The following is a 22637-nucleotide window of genomic DNA, read 5'->3' as shown; positions in this document are numbered from 1 at the left end:
CTTTTCATGAATCAACACCCTATTCCTGTGCTGGCCTCCTGGGTCGCCCTCGCCTGCAGCACCGTGCTGTCCGGCTGCGCCACGCATCAAACGCCGCTGTCGCCTGCCCACATCAATGCCCCGCCCCGGCCAGCCGGCGCCATTCCCGAACCGGTGCAGCAAAGCAGCGCGCTGGCCGCGCCCCTGCCTGCGCCCAAAGTGGAAACCTACAGCGTCACCGTACACAAGGTGCCCGTGCAATCGCTGCTGTTTGCGCTGGCGCGCGACGCGGGCATGAATATCGACATCCACCCGCAGATCGAGGGCAGCGTCACCCTGAATGCGCTGAACCAGACCCTGCCGCAACTGCTGACGCGTATCGGCAAGCAAGTCGATATGCGCTACGAAATCGATGGCAAGAACCTGACGGTGCTGCCCGACGCGCCCGTATGGCGCAATTACAAGGTCGATTACGTCAACATGGCGCGCAGCACCAACAGCAGCGTGAATATCGCCACGCAAATTTCCACGGCGGGCGGCGGGTCGAACAGCGCCAGCAACCCCGTCGGCGGCACGCAAGGCAGCGGCAGCGGCGGCAATAACAACTCGACCACTCTGGTCGTCAATCGTTCGGAAAATAATTTCTGGTACAGCCTGGAAAAGAATATCCGCGACCTGCTGCGCGAGACCACGCTCAACGACGTGCAGGTGGACCCGCTGGCGCAGCTGAACCAGCAATTGACGAGCATGCCCGGTCAACAAGGACAGCAAGGACAGCAAGGGCAACAAGTACAGCAGGGACAACAAGGCCAGCCTGGCCAGCAGCAGAATCAGGCCGGCAATCAATATGGCAGCCAGGCGCCGATGCAGACCGGCGGCCAGTATGCGCCAGGCCAGCAGCAGGGCAACGCCAACGCGACCCCGTCCCAGCCGCTCGACGCGAACGGCATGCCGCTATTGAAACTGGCCAACAAGGGCAGTCCCTCGTCCGTCGTCGTCAATGTGGAAGGCGGCTTGATCGCCGTGCGGGCCACGGGGCGCCAGCACGAAAAGATCGCCGAATTCCTCGACGCGGTATTACACAGCGCCAAGCGCCAGGTGCTGATCGAAGCGACCATCATCGAAGTGCGGCTGAGCAATGAGTACCAGCAAGGCATCAACTGGTCGCGCCTGACGGGCAGCCTGAGCCTGACGCAGAGGCAAGTGGGCACCCAGGCGCTCAGCAGCGGCGTCACGCCCGGCGCCACGCCGGGCATCTTCGTGCTCAATTATCTGAAGGACAGTTTCAGCACGACCATCCAGCTGCTCGAATCGTTCGGCAAGGTGAAAGTGCTGTCCAGCCCGAAGATCAGCGTGCTCAACAATCAGACGGCCATGCTGAAGGTGGTCGACAACAATGTCTTCTTTACCATCAAGGTGACGCCCGCCGTGATCAGCTCCACGGGCACCATCACCACGCCGGCAACGTATGAGTCGAAACTGGAAACGGTGCCCGTCGGCTTCGTCATGAGCGTCACGCCGCAAATTTCCGAGAGCGATGAAGTCACCCTGAACGTGCGCCCCACCATTACGCGCATCGTCGGCTACGTGCAAGACCCGAATCCGGCCCTGGCAACCGTGATCAGCCGCGTGCCCGTGATCCAGGCGCGCGAACTGGAATCGATCATGAAAGTGGGCAATGGCCAGATCGCCGTGATGGGCGGCCTGATGCAGGACTCCGTCGACAATGCCAAGGATGGCGTGCCCGGCCTGTCCAGCCTGCCCCTGGTCGGCAATTTGTTTACCTATCGTAACGAGGCAAGCAGCAAGACGGAACTGGTGATCTTCATGCGCCCCGTCGTGGTCAAGGATGCCAGCGTCGAGGGCGATTACCGCGACTACCGTTATCTGCTGCCCGGCCAGGCGCCGCTCAACAGCCAGCCGTACACGGATGGCCCGCCGGCGCCCGCCGTCCAGCCGCAGGCACGCCTGCAGGGAGACGTCCCATGAGCTTGCTGATGCAGGCGCTCAAGAAAGCCGAGCGCGCCAAGCAGAACAGCCTTTCCGACGAGGAACTGGAAAAGCCGTCCGAAGCCTACGACCAGGTGCTGGAACTGGCGCCGGCCGACGCCCTGCCGCCCCGTCCCGCGCCAGTTGCGCCACCGCCCGTGCAGCCGGCAAGCACCTTGCGCCTGGAACCGCTGACGGACGCTCCCGCGCCGCGGCCCGAGCCGAGTAGCGCCCAGCCCGCTCCGCAAGCCGGCCCGCCCCCCGAGCCACCGCGCGCGCGCCCGGAACCGCCGCCCGCCAAGCCGCGCGCCAGCCGCAGCAATCCGCCGCCGAAAGGTCCCAGCGGTCCCATCAGCGTCGACCCGGCCACCGTGCGCCTGGCCGTGCTGCTGGCGATCCTGCTGCTGGTGGCAGGTTCCATGGCCTACTGGTACTGGCGCGCCAGCAGCAGCCCCGGCGCGGGCGCCAACCTGCCCGGCGTGCCCATGCCGCTGACGGACGCCCCGGGCACATCCGGCGTTGCCGGTCCCATCGTGGTGTTGCCAGGGGCCGGCGGCGCCCTGCCGGACGCCCCCGCGCCCGCGCCGCTGCCGCAAGACATGCCGCGCGAACAGCGCCAGCCGGCCGGCGCGGCGGAACAGCAGGCGATGATACAGGCCGCCGCGCAAGCGGCCGTGGCCGCCCAGCTGGCGCAACTGCAGCCGCCTGCGCCGCCCAGCCTGCCACCGGTCGCCGCGCCCGACAACAGCCAGATCCAGGTAGTACGCAACGATACGGCGCCGCAGATCAACCCCGGCGTGCAGCAAGCCTACCAAGCCTTTAACGGGGGCCAGCTGGGCGCGGCGCGCCAGCAATATGAAAGCGTGCTGCAGCAGGATGCCAACAACCGCGACGCGCTGCTGGGCCTGGCGGCCGTGGCCCAGCGCGAGAACCAGGGCGCGCAAGCGGCGTCGCTGTACGTGCGTTTGCTGGAAATCAATCCCGATGATGGCGTAGCGCTGGCCGGCCTGATCGGCCTGCGCCAGGGCGACGTCGTGCAGAGCGAGGCAAAACTGAAAGCCATCCTGGCGCGTACCCCCGACAGCGGCCCCGTGCTGTTTGCACTGGGCAATGTGTACGCCAAGCAGCGCCGCTGGAATGAAGCGCAGCAGCAATTTTTCCGTGCCTACAGCGCCGCGCCCGGCAATCCCGATTACGCCTTCAACCTGGCCGTGGGCCTGGACCGGCTGAACCAGCCGAAACTGGCCGCCACCTATTACCAGCGCGCCTTGACCCTGGCGCAAACCACGCAGGCCGCGTTCGACCAGGCCGTCGTGCAAACGCGCTTGCGCGAACTGGCCGCCCCTGCGGCGTCGGCAGCACCCGCGGCCGAGCCGGCCACCATCACACCCCGTCAGGAATAAGCATTACATGGCAGAACAGGCAAAACTTCCGCTGGGCAAATTGCTGATCCAGAAAGGCGTGATCAGCGAAGACCAGCTGCGCATCGCCTTGATCGAGCAGCGGCGCAGCAGCGAACCGCTGGGCAAGCTGCTGATCACCCTGGGTTTCGTCACGGAAGCCACCGTGCGCGAAGCGCTCAGCGAAAACCTGAAACAGGTCAGCGCGGACCTGTCGAGCCTGGTGGTCGACGCCATCGCCCTGAAACTGATCCCGAAGGACGTGGCCAAGCGCTACCGCGTCTTCCCCATCGTGTATGAACGGCAGGCGGACAATTTGATCCTGGCCATGGCCGACACCAGCAACATCGTCGCGCTCGACCAGATCAGCGCCATGCTGGTCAAGGGCATCACGATTTCCACCGTGCTCGTCAACGAGTCGGACATTTCGCGCGCCATCGACCAGTACTATGGCTTTGAACTGTCGATCGACGGCATCCTGCACGAAATCGAAACGGGCGAAGTCAGCTATCAAAGCATGGCCTCGCCGTCGGACGAGTACAGCCAGCCCATGGTGCGCCTGATCGATGCACTGCTGGCCGATGCCGTGCAGAACGGCGCCTCGGACATCCATTTCGAACCGGAACAGTCGTTCCTGCGCATCCGCTACCGCATCGACGGCATCCTGCGGCAAATCCGCAGCCTGCACAAATCGTACTGGCCGGCCATGGCCGTGCGCCTGAAGGTGATGTCGAACATGAATATCGCCGAGGCGCGCGCGCCGCAGGATGGGCGCATCAGCATCAAGTTTTCCGGGCGGCAAATCGACTTTCGCGCGTCGGCGCAGCCCACCACCCATGGCGAAAACTTCGTGCTGCGCGTGCTGGACCGCCAGAAAGGCATCGTGCCGCTCGACGCCCTGGGCCTGGCCGAGGCGGAACTGAACTTGCTGAAACTCATGATCGCGCGGCCCGACGGCGTGATCCTCGTGACGGGCCCGACGGGCAGCGGCAAGACCACGACCCTGTATTCGATCATCAATCACATCAATACGGAAAGCGTCAACATCATGACGCTGGAGGATCCGGTCGAGTATCCGATGAACATGATACGCCAGACCTCCGTCAACGAATCCGTCAAGCTGGGCTTTGCCGACGGCATCCGCTCGATGATGCGGCAAGACCCGGACATCATTTTAGTTGGCGAGATCCGCGACCGCGAAACGGCGGAAATGGCCTTTGCCGCCGCCATGACGGGCCACCAGGTGTATTCCACCCTGCACACGAACTCGTCCATCGGCTCCATCTCGCGCCTGCTCGATATCGGCATCCTGCCCGACATCATGGCCGGCAACATCATCGGCATCGTGGCGCAGCGCCTCGTGCGCCGTTTGTGTCCGCATTGCAAGGAAACCGCGATCGCCGACGACGTCGAGCGACGCCTGCTGGGCCTGGCAATGGACGATGCGCCCGTGTCCATCTGCCGCGCCGTCGGCTGCGAGCGCTGCGCGCACCAGGGCTACAAGGGCCGCCTGGCCATCATGGAAATCCTCAAGATGACGGCCGAACTCGATGAATTGACGGCGCGCCGCGCCAGTTCGCGCGAATTGAAGAACGCGGCGCGCGCGGGCGGCTTCAAGGGCCTCGTCGACGACGGCATGCGCCGCGTGATGGAAGGCGTCACCACGCTGGAAGAAGTGGGCCGCGTGGTCGACCTGACGGAAAGGCTGGCCTGATGGCGCAATATGTCTACCGCGCCATGGATGCCGCCGGCACATTGATTCCCGGCAGCATGGAGGCGGCCAACGTGCCGGACCTGGAAGCGCGCCTGCACCGCATGCAGCTCGACTTGATCGACTGCAAGATCACGGGCCAGTACCTGGTGCTGCTGGGCAAGCGGGTCATCCACCGCCGCGACCTGATCAATTTCTGCTTCCACATGGAGCAATTGACGGGCGCCGGTGTGCCCATCCTGGATGGCTTGAACGACTTGCGTGAAAGCACGGACCACCCGCGCCTGCGCGAAGTCGTCACGGATCTGATCGAAAGCATCGAAGGCGGCCTGCCCCTGTCGGGCGCGCTGGCCCAGCATGGCGACATCTTCGACGCCACGTTCACGAGCCTGATACTGGCGGGTGAACAGAGCGGCAAGATCGCCGAAGTCTTCAAGAACCTGTCGGAAAGTCTGAAATGGCAGGACGAGCTGGCGTCGCAGACGCGCAAGATCGTCATGTATCCGATCATCGTCGCCATCGTCGTGGCGGCCGTGACGTTTTTCCTGATGATTTATCTGGTCCCCCAGCTGACGGCGTTTATTCGCAACATGGGCGGCGAGCTGCCGCTGCACACGCGCGTGCTGATTGCCGTGTCGAATGTCTTCATCGCATACTGGTATGTGCTGCTGGCCTTGCCCGTGCTGCTGTATTTCGGTCTGCGCTCCCTCATCCGCAGGAGCAGCGGTGCGCGCTATGCCTGGGATGGCCTGAAGCTGCGGCTGTGGCTGGTCGGACCGGTGCTGCACAAGATCATCCTGGCCCGCTTCGCCACATTTTTCGCCCTGATGTATGCTTCCGGCATCACGATACTCGAATGCATTCGCCTGTCCGAAGGCATCGCCGGCAACCAGGTGGTGGCGACCGGCCTGCGCCGCGCCGCCCAGCTGATCAGCGAGGGCTACGGCGTCACGGCCGCCTTCCAGCACACGGGCATCTTTCCGCCGCTGGTGATCCGCATGCTGAAGGTGGGCGAGGCCACAGGCTCGCTGGACACGGCCTTGCGCAATGTCAGTTACTTTTACAACCGGGAAGTGAAGGAATTGATTGAAAAAGTGCAAGCCATGATCGAGCCGACCATGACGGTCATCCTGGGGCTGCTGCTGGGCTGGATCATGCTGTCGGTGCTGGGGCCGATCTACGACACCATCAGTACAATCAAGACCTGAGGCCGCCGTGTTCCGCAAACAATTACTCTACATCACCAGCGACGCCCTGTGCGCCTACGACTGGGACCACGGCGTACTGGGCCCGGGCCAGGCCTTTCCCGCCAGCGCGGCCGGGCTGGACGGTTTCGCCGCGTGGCTGGAAGATCCGCAGGCGCACCGTCTCGACGTGCCCGCTTACCTGCTGACGGACTTGATCGAGGAAGATTTCCAGCGCCAGCTGCTGCCCCACGTGCGCGGCAAGGCGGGCCGAGCGCTGCTGGAGCGGCGCAAACAGCAATTGCACCGCGATACGCCCTACAGGGGCAGCACCCTGCTGGGCCGCGAAAGCACCGGCCGCCACGACGACCAGGTGCTGTTCTTTGCCCTGACCAACCCATCCTTGCTGCAGCCGTGGACGGAGGCGCTCGAGCACTTGCGCGTGCCCGTGGCCGGCATTTATTCGACCAGCCTGCTCAGTATTGCGCTGGTCAAAAAGCTGTCGATCGCGCATGAACACTTGCTGCTGGTGACGCAGCAGTCGGGCGGCTTGCGGCAAAGTTACTATGAAAAGGGCCAGCTGCGCTTTTCGCGCCAGACGGCCACCATCGCGCTCGACGGCGTGGCCGTGAATATTGCGCTGGAAACGGAAAAGACGCGGCAATTTCTCACCAGCACGCGCATGCTGGCGCGCGGCGACGTCTTGAATACCGTCATCCTGGCACCAGCCGCGCAGATCGCCAAGCTAGAACTGCTGTGCGATAACGGCGTCGAAGTGGCGTACCACTTCATCGACCTGCAGCTGGCCGGCGAACGGGTGGGCTTGCGCCGGACGCCGGCACTGGCCGATGAATTGCTGCTGACCTTGCTGGGCAAGCATCCGCCATCCAGCCACTATCCGCCCGGCGCGCTGGCCCGCTATTACCACTTCCAGCGCGCGCGCAAGACGCTGTATGGCGCCAGCACGCTGATCGGCGCATCGGCAGCCCTGTGGTGCGCGATTAACTTGCTTGGCGGCATAGCCGACGGAGCCACCACGCAGCGCCTGGCGCAGGAAACGGCGTCCTACCAGGAGCGCTACCGCAGCGTCATGTCGACCCAGCCGCCGGCACCGACCAAGACGCAGAACATGAAAGTGGCCGTGACCCTGGGCTACATGATCGCCAGCCAGGCGCCGGAGCCGGGCCGGCTGCTGGGCATGCTGAGCGCCGCGCTGGACCAGGCGCCGCAGGTGGCGCTCGGCCAGCTGCACTGGCATGCGGGCCAGGCGCCCGCGCGCGTGGCCGGCAGTCAGCCGCCGCAACAGCAGCAACAACAGCAGCAAAGTACGGGAGGGCCGACCGGCAGCGCCATGGCCGGCATTCCCGTCGCACCGCCGCAGGCGCTGCGCCTGGAAGCGGACGTGGCCATGCCGAACAATGATTACCGCGTGGCCCTGGCCGCCATCACGGCCTTCGCGCAAACCCTGGCGCGCCAGCCGGGCTTGCAGGTGACGATCGAGGAAACGCCGCTGGACCTGCGCCCCAGCGCGGCCCTGTCCGGCAAGAGCGCCGTGCCCGCGCCGGCCAGCCAGGCCCGCTTCACCCTCTTGCTCGCGTGGCAGCCATGAGCGGCCCCGTCAAACAGCCGCCCCTGCCCGGCATGCAGCGGACCGGCACGCCCGCGCGCGCGCTGCCCGCCTGGCTGGGCGAACTGCACCTGATACGCCGCGCCCTGCTGTGCTTTACCCTGACCATGCTGGCCGGCCTGGTGCTGCTGAGCCTGAGCATCGCCTACCGCGAGCGCGAGGCGCAGCAGCTGGACCTGGCCCAGCGCACGCGTTCGGCGGCCGCCATGCTGTTCAACCACGTGGAGGCGGAGAAGCAGGAAATCCGCGCCTACGAACCGCGATTCATCGCCTTGCGCCAGCGCGGCCTGATCGGCGAGGAAAACCGCCTGGCCTGGATCGACGCCATCCGCCGCAGCCAGGAACAGCGCAAACTGCTGCCGATCAGCTATGACATCAGCCCGCAGCAAGGGCTGCAAGTGCCATTGCCCATGGTGATGGGACAATATCAGCTGCGCGGCAGCCGCATGCGCCTGCAGATGGATTTGCTGCACGAGATGGATTTGCTGAACCTGCTGGACGATTTGCGCCAGGCCGGCTATTTCGCCGTGCAGGATTGCACGCTCAAGCGGCACGCCACGGCCGGCGCGAGTCCAGGCACAGGCAACGCAATCGCTACGGGCGCCATGGCGCCCGCCCTGGGCGCCGAATGCGAGCTGCTGTGGCTGACCCTGGGCAGCACGCCCGTGCCGGGGCGGCCATGAAGCGCCCCCTCGTCCTGCGCGCCCCCGTCCTCAGCGTGCTGCTGGCTGGCGCCGCGCTCATCGCCCAGGCACAGGCGCAGCCACCACAGCTGGGGCGGTTGTTCCTGTCGCCCGAGCAGCGCGCCCAGCTCGACGCGCAGCGCTACGGCCCGCCGGCGCCCGATCCGGCCCTGGCGGCGCCCCCATCCCCGCCGCCGCCACCGCCGCCCGCCCCGCCCGTGGAATTGAATGGTGTGGTACAGCGCAGCAGCGGCCGCACCACCGTCTGGCTGAACCAGGAAGCGCAGAACGAGCCGCACAACCATCTCGCGCGCGACAAGTCCGGCACGCCCGGCACCCTGACCTTGCGCCTGTCGAACGGCCAGGTGCTGCTGCTCAAACCCGGCCAGCGCTACGATCCGGCCAGCGGCACGGTCACCGAGGCGCCGCCATGACGCCGCGCCAACCGCATCGTCAACCTCGTCGCCAGCGCGGCGCCGCCCTGTTGCTGCTGGTGGCCGTGCTGGGCCTGGGCACGGCCAGCCTGCTGATCAGCGCCTTCGGGCGCAACACGGGCGAAGCCGAACGCCAGCAGCGCACCCTGGCCACCCTGGCGCAGGCGCGCGACGCCTTGCTGGGCTTTGCGGCGACCAATGGCCGCCTGCCCCGTCCGGCCGCTTCCGCCCTCGACGGGCGCGAACGGGCCGCCGACTGCGCCAACGATACCGAGTGCAGCGGCTTTTTGCCGTGGGTCGCGCTGGGCGTGGATGGCGTGGATGCCTGGGGCAAGCTGCTGCGCTACAGCGTCACGCCGGAAATGGCGCGCGCGCCCATCGTCTCGTTTTCCGCCGTCGCCAACAGAGTCGTCGTCACGCGCGACGGCCGCGGCGCCATCTCCTTCGTGGCGGGACAGGACCAGTGCGACGTCAGCGCCCAATGCCTGCCCATCGTGCTGTTCTCGCAAGGCAAGGATCACTATGGCACGGCCGCCAGCGGCGTGCCACAGACCAATACGGCGCGCGGCAATATCGATGAAGCGGCCAACGACAGCGCCAGCCGCAGCTTCATCACCCGCCCCGCCACCGACCTTGCCACGCTGCCCGGTGGCGCCTTTGACGACATGCTCACCTGGATTACCTTGCCTACCCTGTATCAACGCATGCGCGCCGCGCGCAACCTGCCATGAGCGCCCTCCATCCGCGCCGCCAGGGCGGCTTTTCCCTGATCGAGATCGCCATCGTGCTCGTCATCGTCGGCCTGATGATAGGCGGCCTGGTCACGCCGTTGACGGTGCAACTGGAACAGCGCAAGGTGGCCGAGACGCAACAGGCGCTCAATGAAGCGAAGGAAGCGCTGACGGGCTACGCGCTGCGCTACGGCTATCTGCCGTGTCCCGCCATTTCCGCAATGAGCGGACTGGAAGACCGGCGCGGCACGCGCTGCACGGGCGAAAAACGCGCCGGTTTCCTGCCATGGGCCACCCTGGGGCTGCGCCAGGGCGACAGCTGGAACAATCTGTTCCGCTACAGCGTCACGCCGGCCTTCAGCGACAGTGAGCAGCAGTTCAATCTGGGCACGCCGCGCGACATCAGCATCGTCACGCGCAACGGCGGCGCGCTGCTGCAGGCGACGGCCTTGCGGGACATCCCCGCCATGATCATGTCGCATGGGAAAAACGGCTTCGGCGCCACGGGCGTGCAGGGCCAGCGCCAGGCTGTGCCTTTCGGCAACAATGTCGACGAACGCAACAATGCATCGAACGCCACCACCTTCATCAGCCGCGCCGCCAGCGGCCCGCAGCAGCCCGGCGGCGAGTTCGACGATATCATCGTCTGGCTCTCGCCCAACATCCTGTTCAACCGCATGGTGGCGGCGCAAAGGCTGCCCCGCTGATGCCCATGCTCCGGCCCGCCCTCACCATCGCCCGCTACACGCTGCTCGAAGCGCTGCGCAGCCGCCTGCCGTGGCTGTTCGTGCTGGCCGCCTGCGCCGCGGCCGGCCTGGCCGGCTTCCTGCAGCAACTGGCGCTGACGGAAAGCGGCGCCGTGCAGGCGTCCCTGCTGGCCGCCACCTTGCGCCTGGCCAGCGTCTTCCTGCTGGCCACGTTCATCATTACCAGCATGGCGCGCGAAGCGGCCGACCGGGGCCTCGAGTTGCTGCTGGCTCTGCCCATGCCGCGCGCAGCCTACCTGTTGGGCAAACTGCTCGGCTACGGGGCGCTGGCGGCCGTGCCCGCCGTGCTGTTCGGCCTGTTGATGGCGCTGTTCGCCGCGCCCGCGCAAAGTGCGCTGTGGGCCCTGTCCCTGCTGGGCGAACTGTGGATCGTCGCCGCCTTCAGCCTGCTGTGCGCGGCCAGCCTGCAGCAGGCCTTACCAGCGCTGGCCGCCACGGGCGGCTTCTATGTGCTGGCGCGCATGCTGGGCAGCCTGCAACTGCTGGCGCACGGCCCGCAGGCGGGCGACTCCTGGCCGCAGCGGGCCACGGCCGGCGCCATCGACGTGCTGGCCTTGCTGCTGCCCCGCCTCGACGCCTTCACCCGCACGGAATGGCTGCTGTACGCGACCGGCGACTGGCAAGCCCTGGCCGGCGTGGCGGCGCAAACGGCCATCTATGTCGGCTTGCTGGCCAGCTGCGCGCTGTGCGACTTTTACCGCAGGAACATTTGATGGCCGCCGCCCAGCGTCCCTGGAGCAGCGTGCCGCGCCCCCTGTGCTGGCTGCTGGCGGCCTGCCTGCTGCTGCAGCTGGGCTGGCGCCTGGCGCAGCAACATGCCCCCGCACAGGCGCGGCCCCTGCCCGCCGCGCCGCCGGCCAGCGTGGCGCGCCTGGCCAGCCTGGGCGAACCGCTGGCCATGTCCAAGGCCATGCTGCTGTACCTGCAGTCGTTCGAGGACCAGCCCGGCGTCAGCCTGCCGTGGCGCGCGCTCGACTATGACCGCCTGGCCGGCTGGCTGGAGACGGCGCAAACGCTCGACCCGCGCAGCCGCTACGCGCTGGTGGCCGCCAGCGAAGTGTACGCGGGCGTGGCAGAGCCACAGCGCGCGCGGCGCATGCTGGCCTTTGTCGCCGCCAGTTTCGCGGCCGACCCGCAGCAGCGCTGGCCCGCCATGGCGCAGGCGGTGCTGGTGGCGAAGCACCAGCTGCACGACCTGCCGCTGGCGCTCGGCTATGCCCGCGCTCTACGCCAGTTGGCGACGGGGCCGCACGTGCCGCCGTGGGTGCGCGAAATGGAAGCGTTCATCCTGGAAGACATGGACCAGCTCGACAGCGCCCGCCTGGTGATCGGCGGCCTGATCGCCAGCGGCCAGATCAGCGACCCGCACGAGCTCGCTTTCCTCGCGCGCAAACTCGACGAACTGGCCAAAAAGAAAAAGGCGGCGCCATGAGCCACCGTCCGAAATGCCCTGCGCGCGCGGCGCCATTTGCAGTAAACTGCGGTCCTGAAGCTGCCATACCCAGCACCAGCACTTTTTTCCAAGGAAATCCCATGCTCCCACGCCGCCAGCACGGCTTTACGCTCGTAGAAATCGCCATCGTCCTGGTCATCATCGGCTTGCTGCTCGGTGGCGTGCTCAAGGGACAAGGCTTGATCGACAGCGCCAAGGTGAAAAACATCATCCAGCAGTCGAATGCGCTGACGGCCGCCGTCAACGCCTACCAGGACAAGTTCCGCGCCCTGCCCGGCGACGATATCCAGGGCACCGTGCACGTGCCCAATTCGGCCGGCAACGGCAATGGCGATGGCCAGATCGGCGACGGCCAGCCGCGCGAATTCACCTTGGCGCCGCAGCACCTGGCGCTGGGCGGCTTCATCACCGGCTCGTTCAACGGCACCTCGCAATTCATGACCAGCGCCCAGGGCGGCGCCGTCTACCTGTACAACGACGAAGTGGGCGGCCGGGCCGGCAACGGCATCCGTTTCGACAACCTGCCCGAAAGCTATGCCGAGCAGATCGACAGCAAACTCGACGATGGCGTGGCCAGCACGGGCAGCGTCCGCGCGAACATGCCCTATGGCAATGCCGGTGCTATCATTCCCCGCACCGCCGTATTTTTCTGAGCCACCAGTCACTATCGAAGGAATACCATGTCACTGCACCGCACACTCATCGTCTTCCTGGCCGCCTGCGCCGCGCTGGCCGGCAGCGCGCAAGCCCAATATGTGGGACCGACGACCGGCCCGGCCGCGCCCGCCAATGTGGCCGCCATCCTGAAAAATCCCGTCGACGACCAGGCCGTCGTACTGCGCGGCAACCTGCTGCGCAAAGTGGGCAACGAGAAATATACCTTCTCAGACGGCACGGCGGAAATCCGCGTGGACATCGACGACAAGGTCTTCATGAACCGCAAGATCGACGCCAAGACCCGCGTGGAAATCCGTGGCGAAGTGGAAAAAGATTTCATGGAAAGCCCGGAAATCGATGTCGACGTACTGACCGTGGTCCCGTAAACTGCCTTGCCACCCCGCCGCCACGGCGGGGTGGGCGCCACCCTCCTCTGTATGCCTTGCGCAACCTTTTTTCCACTCCAGAAACTAGGCTTGTCAGAACAATCAATTTCGTCTAGCATCTTTTCATTCAAGATCAGCCAGCGCCAGCGTGAGCCTGCCTGTCGACTCATCCATTCTGGGAGCTTTCCGGGTGCAAGATTTGCCTTCGATACGCTCAAGAATTTCATGGCTGGTGCTTGCCTGGGTCATTCCGACGGCCCTCGTGTTTCTCCTGCTCGTGGCGCAAAGTTACACGCGCGAACGCGACCATGTCGTCAGCGAAACGGCGCAGGCGGCGCGGGCCGTCACGGCCGCCGTCGAACGCGACTTGAGCGGCGCCCAGCTGGCCGCGCACATCCTGGCCGCCTCGCCCGCCCTGCAAGCCGACGACATCGGCGCCCTGCGCGCCCTGGCCGGCAGCCTGCTGCAGCCGGGCCTGGCCGTCAGCGCCTTCATCATCTCCGACGCGAAGGGACGCCAGCTGGTCAATACAGCCCTGCCCGCCGGCCAGGTGCCGCCTCCCTTGCCGCAAAAATGGGCCGCCAGCATGGAGCGCACGCGCGAGCACGGCAAGCCACGGCTGACCAGTTTGCTCATCGCGCCGGACGAGGTGCCACGGCTGGCCCTGAACCAACCTTTGCCACGTGACAAGGGTGCCGCCTATGTGCTGACGGCGCTGTACCCGTCCAACTACCTGCCCCTGCTGCTGCGCGAACTGCACCTGCCCGCCTATCTGGGCGCGGCCATCGTCAATGCCGACGGCATCAATGTGGCGCGCACCCTGGCGCCGCAGCGCTATGTGGGCCAGCGCACCGCAGCGCCCCTGCTTGAGCAGATACGCCGGGCGCGCGAAGGCGTGCTGCGCCATACCACCTTGGAAGGCCTCGACGTATATACGGGCTTTCGCCGCGCGCCGGACGACGCCTGGACGGTGACCGTCACCATGCGCACCAGCACGGTGGCCGAGGCCCTGCTTGGGTCGGTGGTCACCGGCTCCCTCATCCTGGCCCTGCTGCTGGGCACCGGCTTTGCCCTGGCCTGGCGCGTGGGCGGCCGCCTGGCCCGCACCTTGCAGGAACTGACGCAGCAAATCCACGCGCTGGCGCAGGGCAAACCGCTGCTCTCGCACCGCCACGCGGACCGCGAATCGGCCGACATGGCAGGCGCCCTGGGCGCGCTGGAACGCGACTTGCGGCGCCACCGTACGCAGCTCGAAAGCCTGGTGGCCGAACGCACGCTGGCCCTGGAAAAATCCACGCGCCTGCTGGAAACCGTGTACGCGACGGCGCCCATCGGCATGCTGTTCGTGGGCCTGGACTTGCGCATCGTCATGATCAACCATTACCTGGCCGCCATCAGCGGCGCCAGCGTGGCGCAGCATCTGGGCCAGCCCGTGGGCGCCATGCAGTTCGACGACGCCGTGCGCATGGAGGTGGAACGCTGCGTGCGCCAGGTGATTGAAACAGGAACGCCCATCGTCGACCTCGAATTGCAAGGCCATGGCGGGCGGCAGCGCGAACAGCTCAGTCACTGGATCGTCTCGTATCACCCGATCTTCGGCCCCGAACAGCAATTGCTGGGCGTATCGGGCCTGTGGCTGGACATTAGCGAGCGCAAGCGCAGCGAAGCGGAGTTCCGCCGCTCAAAACACCTGTTCGGCACCATCATCGAAAACATCCCGGCCATGGTCTTCGTCAAGCGCGCCGACAAGCTGAGTTTTGAAATGATCAACCGCCACGCGGAACTGACCCTGGGACGCTCGCGCGAGCAATTGCTGGGCAAGACCGACCACGATTTCTTCCCGCCGCAGCAGGCGTCCGCCTTCGTCAGCGCCGACCGCAAGCTGCTGGCCACGGGGCAGATGGTGGAAATCGAACAGGAGGCGATCAACACGGCCGACGGCACGACGCGCCACTTCACCACGCGCAAGGTGGTGTTGCGCGACGATGCGGGGCGCGCCAGCCATGTGCTGGGGGTATCGATCGACATCACGGAACGCAAGCGCGCCACCGAGGTGCTGCACGCCACCACCTTGCGCCTGGAACAGAGCGAGCGCTTCATCCGCACCGTCACGGACAACCTGCCCGGCATGGTGTCGTACTGGGGCGCCGATCTGCGTTGCCGCTTCGCCAATAATTTTTACAATGAATGGTTTGGCCGCAGCAGCGCCGAGCTGGCCGGCATCCACATGAGCGAACTGCTGGGACAGGAACTGTTCGACGTGTACGCGCCCCACGTCGAGGGCGTGCTGGCAGGCCGGCCGCAAAGCTTCGAGCGCGACCTGCTCGACCCCACGGGCCAGGTGTGCCATACGTGGACCAATTACATTCCCGACCTCGACGACGGCGGCGGCGTGCGCGGCTTCTTCGTGCTGGCCTCGGACGTGTCCGAACTCAAGCGCACGGAATTGCGCCTGCACGAACTGAACGAGCAAATGGTGCGCGCGCGCGACAAGGCCGAGGCGGCCAGCACGGCGAAGAGCGAATTCGTCGCCAACATGAGCCATGAAATCCGCACGCCGATGAACGCCATCATCGGCCTGGCGCGCCTGCTGGAAGAGTCGCCGCTGGAACGGCGCGAGCGCAGCTATGTCGGCAAGATCCAGATGGCCACGCAGTCGCTGCTCCACATTGTCAACGACGTGCTCGACTTTTCCAAGATCGAGGCGGGGCAGATGGTGCTGGAACAGCGCCGCTTCCAGCTCGAACGCATGCTGGGCAGCGTCGGCGTGCTGCTGGCCAGCAGCGCCTGGGCGCGCGGCGTGGAGCCCGTGTTCGTGCTCGACCCCGGCGTGCCGGACGAACTGATCGGCGACGCCCTGCGCGTGGAACAGATCCTGATCAACCTCATGGGCAACGCCGTCAAGTTCACCTCGCATGGCGAAGTGGTGCTGGCCATTACCATGGTGGCCGAGGATGCTGCCAGCGCCACCCTCGAGTTTTCCGTGCGCGACACGGGCATCGGCATCGGCGCGGCCGAACAGGAACACATTTTCGATGCGTTTTCCCAGGGCGATAGCGGCACCAGCCGCAAATACGGCGGCACGGGACTGGGGCTGGCCATCTGCCGGCGCATGGTGGAATTGATGGGCGGCCAGCTCAGCGTGAAAAGCACGCTGGGTGAGGGGTCCGACTTCCGCTTCAGTTGCCGCTTCGACAAGGTGGCGCCGCCGCCCGAGCCGCACGGCAAGGGCGCGTCCAGGGCGCTGTCGCTGCTGATCATCGACGACAACGCCAGCGTGCGCGCCATGCTGGAAGACTGGTGCGCGGCGCAGGGCTGGCGCAGCCGCAGCGCCGACAGCGGCGCGGCCGGCCTGGCCCTGCTGCGCGCCCATGCCAGCGGCGAACCGGCGGCCGATCTCGTGTTGCTGGACGCGGCCATGCCCGGCATGGATGGCATTTCCATGCTCACCGAGGCGCGCACCGACGAACACCTGGTGCTGCCGCCCGTGATCATGCTGGTGGCCGACCAGGACAGCGAAAACCTCGAACGCCTGGCCGACAGCCTGATGCTGGCCGGCATCGTCTCGAAACCGGCGACGCCAGCGCGCCTGCTGGCGACCGTCACCGCCGTGCGGGATGGACGCAATGGCCGCAGCGCGCCATCCATGCTGCCCGTGTCCACGCCCCTGTCGGGCTTGCTGGAAGGCATGCGCGTCCTGCTGGTGGAAGACAATGAAATCAACCAGGAAGTGGCGCAGTACATCCTGCTGCACTCGGGCGCGCGCGTGGCCGTGGCCACCAACGGCAGGCTGGCCGTCGACATGCTGGCGCACAGCCCGCAAGCGTGGGACGTGGTGCTGATGGATTTGCAGATGCCCGTCATGAATGGCTACGACGCCACCCTGGCCATCCGCGCGCTGGGCTTGCCGGACTTGCCCATCGTCGCCATGACGGCCAATGCCATGGACGAAGACCGCCTGCGCGCGATTTCCAGCGGCATGAATGCGCACGTGGCCAAGCCCATCGACGTCGACGACATGATCGAGACCCTGACCCGGCTGGTGCCGGCCCCCCAAGGCGGCGGCAGCAGCGCCGTTCAGCCAGGCAGCGCCGCCACGGAGGTGCTGGAAATGCCGGCCTCGATACCCGGCATCGACCTGGCTGCCGCCCTGCACCGCTTCGGCGGCGACTACGGCGCCTTCCTGGCGCTGCTCAAGCGCTTTGAAAATTCGCAGGGCGACGCCGTCGAGGAAACCCGGCGCCTGCTGGCCGCCGGTCACACGCGGCAGGCGGCGCAACTGCTGCACCGCGTGTGCGGCGTGGCGGCCAACCTGGGCGCCACGCATGTCGCCAGCCTGGCTGCCGAGACTGAAAAAGCGTTAAAAACGGCGCAATCACACGCTACGGCCGCCCTGCTGGAACAGCTGGAACTGGCGATGGCCGAAGTCATCGATGCGGCGCGTACCCTGCCCTCGCCACCACGGCGCGGGCAGCCGGCCCAGGCCGCGCCCGGCAGCCCACCGGTCGACCTGCGCGTCGGCCTGGCCGAGCTGCTCGTGCTGATCCGCAACAATAACCTGAAGGCGCTGGCCCAGTTCCGCATCCTGCACCCCGCCCTACAACAGTCGGACCGGGAAGCGGCCCTGGCGCTGGCCAACGCGATTGAAACGCTGAATTTTTCCGAAGCGGAAAAACTCGTGCTCGATCAGCTGAAACGAGAGGAAAACAAGTGAGCTGGACCAACCTTGCCATGAACGGGCGCATCCTCATCGTCGATGACGCCATGGAAAACATCCAGATCCTGCACCAGCTGCTGCGCGAGGAACACGACGTGCTGTTCGCCCTGAGCGGAGAGAAGGCGCTGGAAATCGCGCATAATCAACTGCCGGACCTGATCCTGCTCGACGCCGTCATGCCCGGCATGGATGGCTATGCCGTCTGCAATGCGCTGCGCGAGTCGGCCATCCTCAGCGCCATTCCCGTCATCTTCGTCACGGCCCTGAACCAGCCCGAAGACGAAACGCGGGCGCTGGAAGCGGGCGCCGTCGATTTCATCACGAAACCGTTCAACGCGGCCGTCGTGCGGGCCCGCGTGCGCAGCCAGCTGACCATCAAGCGGCAGGCCGACGCCATGCGCGAACTGTCGCTGACGGATTCGCTGACGGGCGTGGCCAACCGGCGCAGCTTCAACGACACGATGGACAGCGAATGGCGGCGCTGCGCGCGCGACGGCATGCCGATGACCCTCATCATGGCCGATATCGACCACTTCAAGGATTACAACGACACGTATGGCCACCAGGCGGGCGACCTGTGCCTGCAGCAGGTGAGCGCCGCCCTGCGCCGCTGTGCCGTGCGCCCGCCCGACCTGCTGGCGCGCTACGGCGGCGAGGAATTCATCATCCTGCTGCCGCAGGAAACGCGCGACGGCGCCGAAGTGGTGGCCCAGCGCATCCTCGACGAAGTGCGCGCCCTGCACATTGCCCACGCCAGATCGAGCGTCGGCCCGCACGTCACCGTCAGCCTGGGCATGGCCAGCGTCATGCCCACGGAAGGCATGGACCCCAGCGCCCTGATCCGCGCCGCCGACGCCCTGCTGTACCGCGCCAAGCATACGGGGCGGGACAGGTATTGCGCGTCGGAGGGGGAGTGAAGAGGAGGCGCGCGCGCCTGCTGCCTGCCTGCGTCGGCTTACGCCCTGCGGGCTAAGCCGACCTACGCCGACCTACGATGTGGGCTCGGCTTGCCGCTCAGGGATAGCAGCGCATCAAAAACTCCGCCACGCACACGGGTTTCGTGTCGCCTTCGCGCTCCATGGTGACGGCCCAGTTCACTTGCGCCCCTTCCGGCAAGTCGTCGACGGAAAGGATGTCGAGGCGCGCGCGCAGGCGGCTGCCGACGGGCACGGGCGCGGGAAAGCGCACCTTGTTTAAACCGTAGTTGATGGCCATGCGGATGCCGGCCATGTGCAAGGCGCCCTGCAACATGGCGGGCAGCAGCGACAAGGTCAGGAAGCCGTGCGCCACGGTGCAGCCGTACGGCGACTCGCGCGCGCAGCGCTCCGTATCGACGTGGATCCACTGATGGTCGTCCGTGGCGTCGGCAAAGGTGTCGATGCGCTGCTGGGTGATGGTGAGCCAGTCGGAGACGGCCACGTGCTGCCCCGCCAAGGCCTGAAAACCGGCGATGCCGGCGATATCACGCATGCTGCTCTCCGGCAGGACGGCGGCCGAACATGCCCATGCCTTCAACGGTGGTGACCACTTCGCCATGCTGGTTGCGCACGCTCCACACGGAAATGACGATGCCGCGGTCCGGCTTGCTGCTCGATGGGCGCACTTCCTTGACCTGGTAGGTCAGCTGCAAGGTGTCGCCCGCGCGCACGGGCTTGAGCCAGCGGATGCTGTCCAGGCCGGGCGAGCCCATGCTGGACGAATGCTTGAGCAGGTTGTCGACCACCAGGCGCATCATCATGCCGCACGTATGCCAGCCGCTGGCGATGACGCCCTTGAAGATGGTCTTTTCGGCGGCCTCATGGTCGACGTGAAACGGTTGCGGGTCGAAATCCGTGGCGAAGGCGATGATTTCCTTTTCCGTCACATGGCGCTGGCCCAGGTCGATTTCCAGGCCTTGCGTAAAGTCTTCGAAATACCAGTGTTTCGGGGTGATGGCAGGCGATGCGGTCATGCGGTCTCCGTCGGCAAGAAGCCCGGCTGGGCGATAAAGCGCTCGATATGATGGTCCACGTCGCCCAGGGTCAGGGCGATCATGGAGAGGCGCTTGAAATGGTGGGCGGCGGGCAATTCGTCCGTGACGCCCATGCCGCCATGCAATTGCACGGCTTGCTGGCCGACAAAAGTGGCGGCCAGTCCCACCCGCGCCTTGGCGGCCGAGACCGTGCGGCGGCGTTCAACCGCATCGTCGCTTTCGGCCTTGGCGGCGGCCAGCATGGCCATCGAGCGCGCCTGCTCCAGGTGGATGAACATGTCGGCCATGCGGTGCTGCAAGGCCTGGAACTTGCCGATCGGCGCGCCGAACTGCTGGCGCGTCTTCAGGTACTCGAGGGTGGCGGCAAAGATGGCGTCCATGGCGCCCACGGCTTCCGCACACAGCAGGGCGGCGCCATAGTCGAGCGCCGCGTCCAGCACGGGCCAGCCCTGCCCCGCCTGGCCGATGAGAGCGTCTTGCCCCAGCACCACTTGCACGAGGGTGACCGTGGCGACGCGCTGGCCGTCGATGGTGCGGTGGTCGCGCACGGAAACGCCGGGCGCGTCGACAGGCACGAAGAACAGCGAAATGCCGTCCGTATCGCTCTGGCTACCGCTGCTGCGCGCCGAGACGACCAGCGCACCCGCCTGGGCGCCATGGATGACGACGGTTTTCTCGCCGTCGAGCACGAAGCCGTCGCCGCCGGCGGTGGCGGTCGTGGCGATATCGTGCATATCGTGGCGCGACTGCCGCTCGCCCAGCGCGCAAGCGAGTTTCAGGCTGCCGCTGGCGACCTGTTCCAGCACGCTGTCGTGGCCGCCGGCCAGGCTCAGGAAGCGCGCGCCCAGCACGGTGGCCAGGTAGGGCTCGACCACCAAGCCGCGGCCCAGTTCCTGCAGCACCAGCAGCATGTCGACGGCCGTGCCGTCGAAACCGCCCACGCCGGCCGGCAGCGGCAAGGCCGTCATCCCCAGCTCGGCCAGGGTGGCCCAGGCAGCGTCGGACGTACCCGTGGCCGAGTGGACGATCTGCTTGCGCGTTTCAAACGGGTAATCTTTGTCGACCCAGCGCCTGAGCGCGTCGGCGAATTGCTGCTGTTCCTGATTAAATTGGAAATCCATGTCGTCTCCTTCTGGCTTACAGGCCCAGGATCATCTGCGTGATGATGTTTTTCTGGATTTCATTCGAGCCGCCATAGATCGATGTCTTGCGGTAATTGAAGTAATACGCGGCCAGCGGTGCGGCCAGGTCGTCGCCGCCAGCACTGTGTTGCGCGCTGCCGTCGAGGAAGTCAGGGTCGAACGGCAAGGCTTGCGGGCCGATGGCTTCGACCATCAGTTCCGTCAGCTGCTGCTGCAGTTCCGAACCGCGCACCTTCAGCATCGACGCCTGCGGCCCAGGCCCCTTGTCTTCTTCGCTGATGACGCGCAAGACCGTCATTTCCAGCGCCATCAATTCGATTTCCAGGATGGCGACCTTGGCGGCGAAGGCGGCATCGTGCAGCAGCGGCGCGCCGCGCTTGGTTTGCTGCATGGCCAGCTGCTTGAGGAACGTCAGCTCGCGCTTCGAGCGGCCGACGGCGGCGATGCCCGTGCGCTCATGGCCCAGCAGGTATTTGGCGTACGTCCAGCCCTTGTTTTCCTGGCCAACCAGATTGCTGACGGGCACGCGCACATTGTCGAAGAAGACTTCGTTCACTTCATGCTCTTCGTCGAGCATGATGATGGGGCGCACGGTGATGCCCGGCGTTTTCATGTCGATCAGCAAGAAACTGATGCCTTCCTGCTTGCGCACCGTGCTGTCCGTGCGTACCAGGCAAAAGATCATGTCCGCGTGCTGGCCCAGGGTGGTCCAGGTTTTCTGGCCATTGACGATGTAATGGTCGCCGTCGCGCTCGGCCGTGGTTTTCAGCGAGGCCAGGTCGGAACCGGCGCCCGGCTCGGAATAGCCCTGGCACCACCAGTCGTCGCAATTCAAAATGCGCGGCAAGTAGTATGCTTTTTGTTCGGCGCTGGCGAAGGCCATGATGACGGGCGCCACCATGTTCACGCCAAACGGCAGGATCGGCGGCGTGGCGGCGCGTGCGCACTCGTCTTCCCAGATATGGCGCTGCACGGACGTCCAGCCCGTGCCGCCATATTCGACGGGCCAGGCCGGCGCGGCCCAGCCCTGCTGCGCGACAATCTTGTGCCAGCGCACGTAATCGTCGCGGTTCAAGCGCAAATGCTGGCGCACCTTGCGCTGCAAATCCGCCGGCAAATGGGTGTCGAGGAAGGCGCGCACCGTGTCGCGGAAGGCCATCTCCTCGGCCGTGTAATGCAGGTCCATGTCTGTCTCCTGGTTCTTGTCGGTTGCCGTGATAACTGCACGCAAGGAAGCTCAGCGCACAAAAAAGCACGACCGTTCTCAAGGATTGTACAACAGATTGGAAGCGGCGCCAGGGGTTTTACAATGGCTAGCGCGCAAGGGAAGTCGATGCAATCGGCTGGCTGGCGCAGCCACCTCGTCTATGTGTGCGACAGAATATTGATGAGCTTGCCGAACGGGTCGCGCATGAAAAACCGCCGGACCCCCCAAGGTTCATCGGCAGGGCCATATTCAATGGGGAACCCTGCTCCGGACATGCGTTCGAATGCGGTATCCACGTCATCGACTTCAATGGAAAGGTCGGGCACGGCGGTGTCCGAGCCGCCTTCCGTCGCAAAGCTCACTTGAACGCTCATCTCGGTTTGCGAACCATACGTCATGATCCAGCCATGGTCCATCAACAGGCTCAGGCCCAGCACCTCCTCGTAAAACGTCCGCGCCAGGCCCGGATCCGACGCCGGGAAATTTGCAACGATACGCGTGACTTGCATAGTTTTCCTCCGTGTCAATATAAGCTTCGACCGCTATTTCCCACCCTGCTCAATATCGTCATCCCCTTCTCCAGGCATGTCCGCTACTG

General features: G+C 65.9%; 20 protein-coding genes. 15 read left to right on the top strand and 5 right to left on the bottom strand.

Features of this window, described 5'->3' with window-relative positions:
- Positions 1–6 precede the first annotated feature (6 nt).
- The 15 genes from ACQ4WO_RS09845 to ACQ4WO_RS09775 all read left to right on the top strand — a co-directional run bounded on the left by ACQ4WO_RS09845 (position 7) and on the right by ACQ4WO_RS09775 (position 18635).
- Complete coding sequence (locus tag ACQ4WO_RS09845; protein ID WP_436481235.1) at positions 7–1968, top strand: secretin GspD/PilQ domain-containing protein; 1962 nt, start codon at positions 7–9, stop codon at positions 1966–1968.
- Positions 1965–3371, top strand: coding sequence for a tetratricopeptide repeat protein (locus ACQ4WO_RS09840; RefSeq protein WP_436481234.1), 1407 nt, complete (start codon positions 1965–1967; stop codon positions 3369–3371). The genes ACQ4WO_RS09845 and ACQ4WO_RS09840 overlap by 4 nt, the downstream gene beginning before the upstream one ends.
- Positions 3372–3378: 7 nt before the next feature.
- The gene (locus ACQ4WO_RS09835; protein ID WP_139089607.1) at positions 3379–5082 is read left to right on the top strand and encodes a GspE/PulE family protein; all 1704 of its coding nucleotides are present in this window, start codon (positions 3379–3381) and stop codon (positions 5080–5082) included.
- Positions 5082–6287, top strand: a complete 1206-nt coding sequence (locus tag ACQ4WO_RS09830; RefSeq protein WP_436481233.1) for a type II secretion system F family protein — start codon at positions 5082–5084, stop codon at positions 6285–6287. The genes ACQ4WO_RS09835 and ACQ4WO_RS09830 overlap by 1 nt, the downstream gene beginning before the upstream one ends.
- Positions 6288–6294: 7 nt before the next feature.
- Complete coding sequence (locus ACQ4WO_RS09825; RefSeq protein ID WP_436481232.1) at positions 6295–7872, top strand: hypothetical protein; 1578 nt, start codon at positions 6295–6297, stop codon at positions 7870–7872.
- Positions 7869–8573, top strand: a complete 705-nt coding sequence (locus ACQ4WO_RS09820) for a hypothetical protein (RefSeq protein ID WP_436481231.1) — start codon at positions 7869–7871, stop codon at positions 8571–8573. Before ACQ4WO_RS09825 ends, ACQ4WO_RS09820 begins: the two co-directional genes overlap by 4 nt.
- Positions 8570–9007: a hypothetical protein gene (locus ACQ4WO_RS09815; protein ID WP_436481230.1), complete on the top strand. Its 438-nt coding sequence runs from the start codon at positions 8570–8572 to the stop codon at positions 9005–9007. The genes ACQ4WO_RS09820 and ACQ4WO_RS09815 overlap by 4 nt, the downstream gene beginning before the upstream one ends.
- A complete protein-coding gene (locus ACQ4WO_RS09810) occupies positions 9004–9738 on the top strand; it encodes a hypothetical protein (protein ID WP_436481229.1) in 735 nt (244 codons plus the stop codon). Before ACQ4WO_RS09815 ends, ACQ4WO_RS09810 begins: the two co-directional genes overlap by 4 nt.
- A complete protein-coding gene (locus ACQ4WO_RS09805; RefSeq protein WP_436481228.1) occupies positions 9735–10445 on the top strand; it encodes a prepilin-type N-terminal cleavage/methylation domain-containing protein in 711 nt (236 codons plus the stop codon). Before ACQ4WO_RS09810 ends, ACQ4WO_RS09805 begins: the two co-directional genes overlap by 4 nt.
- Positions 10445–11218, top strand: coding sequence for an ABC transporter permease subunit (locus ACQ4WO_RS09800; protein WP_436481227.1), 774 nt, complete (start codon positions 10445–10447; stop codon positions 11216–11218). Before ACQ4WO_RS09805 ends, ACQ4WO_RS09800 begins: the two co-directional genes overlap by 1 nt.
- A complete protein-coding gene (locus ACQ4WO_RS09795) occupies positions 11218–11937 on the top strand; it encodes a hypothetical protein (RefSeq protein WP_436481226.1) in 720 nt (239 codons plus the stop codon). The genes ACQ4WO_RS09800 and ACQ4WO_RS09795 overlap by 1 nt, the downstream gene beginning before the upstream one ends.
- Positions 11938–12038: 101 nt before the next feature.
- Positions 12039–12611, top strand: coding sequence for a prepilin-type N-terminal cleavage/methylation domain-containing protein (locus tag ACQ4WO_RS09790; RefSeq protein WP_034755294.1), 573 nt, complete (start codon positions 12039–12041; stop codon positions 12609–12611).
- 27 nt (positions 12612–12638) lie between these two features.
- On the top strand, positions 12639–13001 hold the full coding sequence (locus ACQ4WO_RS09785; protein WP_436481225.1) for a YgiW/YdeI family stress tolerance OB fold protein: 363 nt from the start codon (positions 12639–12641) through the stop codon (positions 12999–13001).
- Between the two features lie 232 nt (positions 13002–13233).
- Complete coding sequence (locus tag ACQ4WO_RS09780) at positions 13234–17715, top strand: PAS domain-containing protein (RefSeq protein ID WP_436481224.1); 4482 nt, start codon at positions 13234–13236, stop codon at positions 17713–17715.
- Positions 17712–18635: a diguanylate cyclase domain-containing protein gene (locus tag ACQ4WO_RS09775; RefSeq protein ID WP_436481223.1), complete on the top strand. Its 924-nt coding sequence runs from the start codon at positions 17712–17714 to the stop codon at positions 18633–18635. Before ACQ4WO_RS09780 ends, ACQ4WO_RS09775 begins: the two co-directional genes overlap by 4 nt.
- A 97-nt stretch (positions 18636–18732) precedes the next feature.
- On the opposite strand, the gene ACQ4WO_RS09770 is transcribed toward ACQ4WO_RS09775, so the two are convergent.
- The 5 genes from ACQ4WO_RS09770 to ACQ4WO_RS09750 all read right to left on the bottom strand — a co-directional run bounded on the left by ACQ4WO_RS09770 (position 18733) and on the right by ACQ4WO_RS09750 (position 22548).
- On the bottom strand, positions 18733–19188 hold the full coding sequence (locus ACQ4WO_RS09770) for a MaoC family dehydratase (protein ID WP_034755282.1): 456 nt from the start codon (positions 19186–19188) through the stop codon (positions 18733–18735).
- Positions 19181–19669: a MaoC family dehydratase gene (locus tag ACQ4WO_RS09765; protein WP_436481222.1), complete on the bottom strand. Its 489-nt coding sequence runs from the start codon at positions 19667–19669 to the stop codon at positions 19181–19183. The genes ACQ4WO_RS09770 and ACQ4WO_RS09765 overlap by 8 nt, the downstream gene beginning before the upstream one ends.
- On the bottom strand, positions 19666–20811 hold the full coding sequence (locus ACQ4WO_RS09760; RefSeq protein ID WP_436481221.1) for an acyl-CoA dehydrogenase family protein: 1146 nt from the start codon (positions 20809–20811) through the stop codon (positions 19666–19668). The genes ACQ4WO_RS09765 and ACQ4WO_RS09760 overlap by 4 nt, the downstream gene beginning before the upstream one ends.
- A 16-nt stretch (positions 20812–20827) precedes the next feature.
- A complete protein-coding gene (locus ACQ4WO_RS09755; RefSeq protein WP_436481220.1) occupies positions 20828–22018 on the bottom strand; it encodes an acyl-CoA dehydrogenase family protein in 1191 nt (396 codons plus the stop codon).
- 179 nt (positions 22019–22197) lie between these two features.
- Entirely contained in the window at positions 22198–22548 is a 351-nt protein-coding gene (locus ACQ4WO_RS09750) for a VOC family protein (RefSeq protein WP_436481219.1), read from the bottom strand.
- Positions 22549–22637 lie beyond the last annotated feature (89 nt).

The organism is Janthinobacterium aestuarii (genome assembly GCF_051380835.1).
Classification (GTDB): Bacteria; Pseudomonadota; Gammaproteobacteria; order Burkholderiales; family Burkholderiaceae_D; genus Janthinobacterium; species Janthinobacterium aestuarii.
This window is presented reverse-complemented; position numbering and strand designations above follow the sequence as displayed.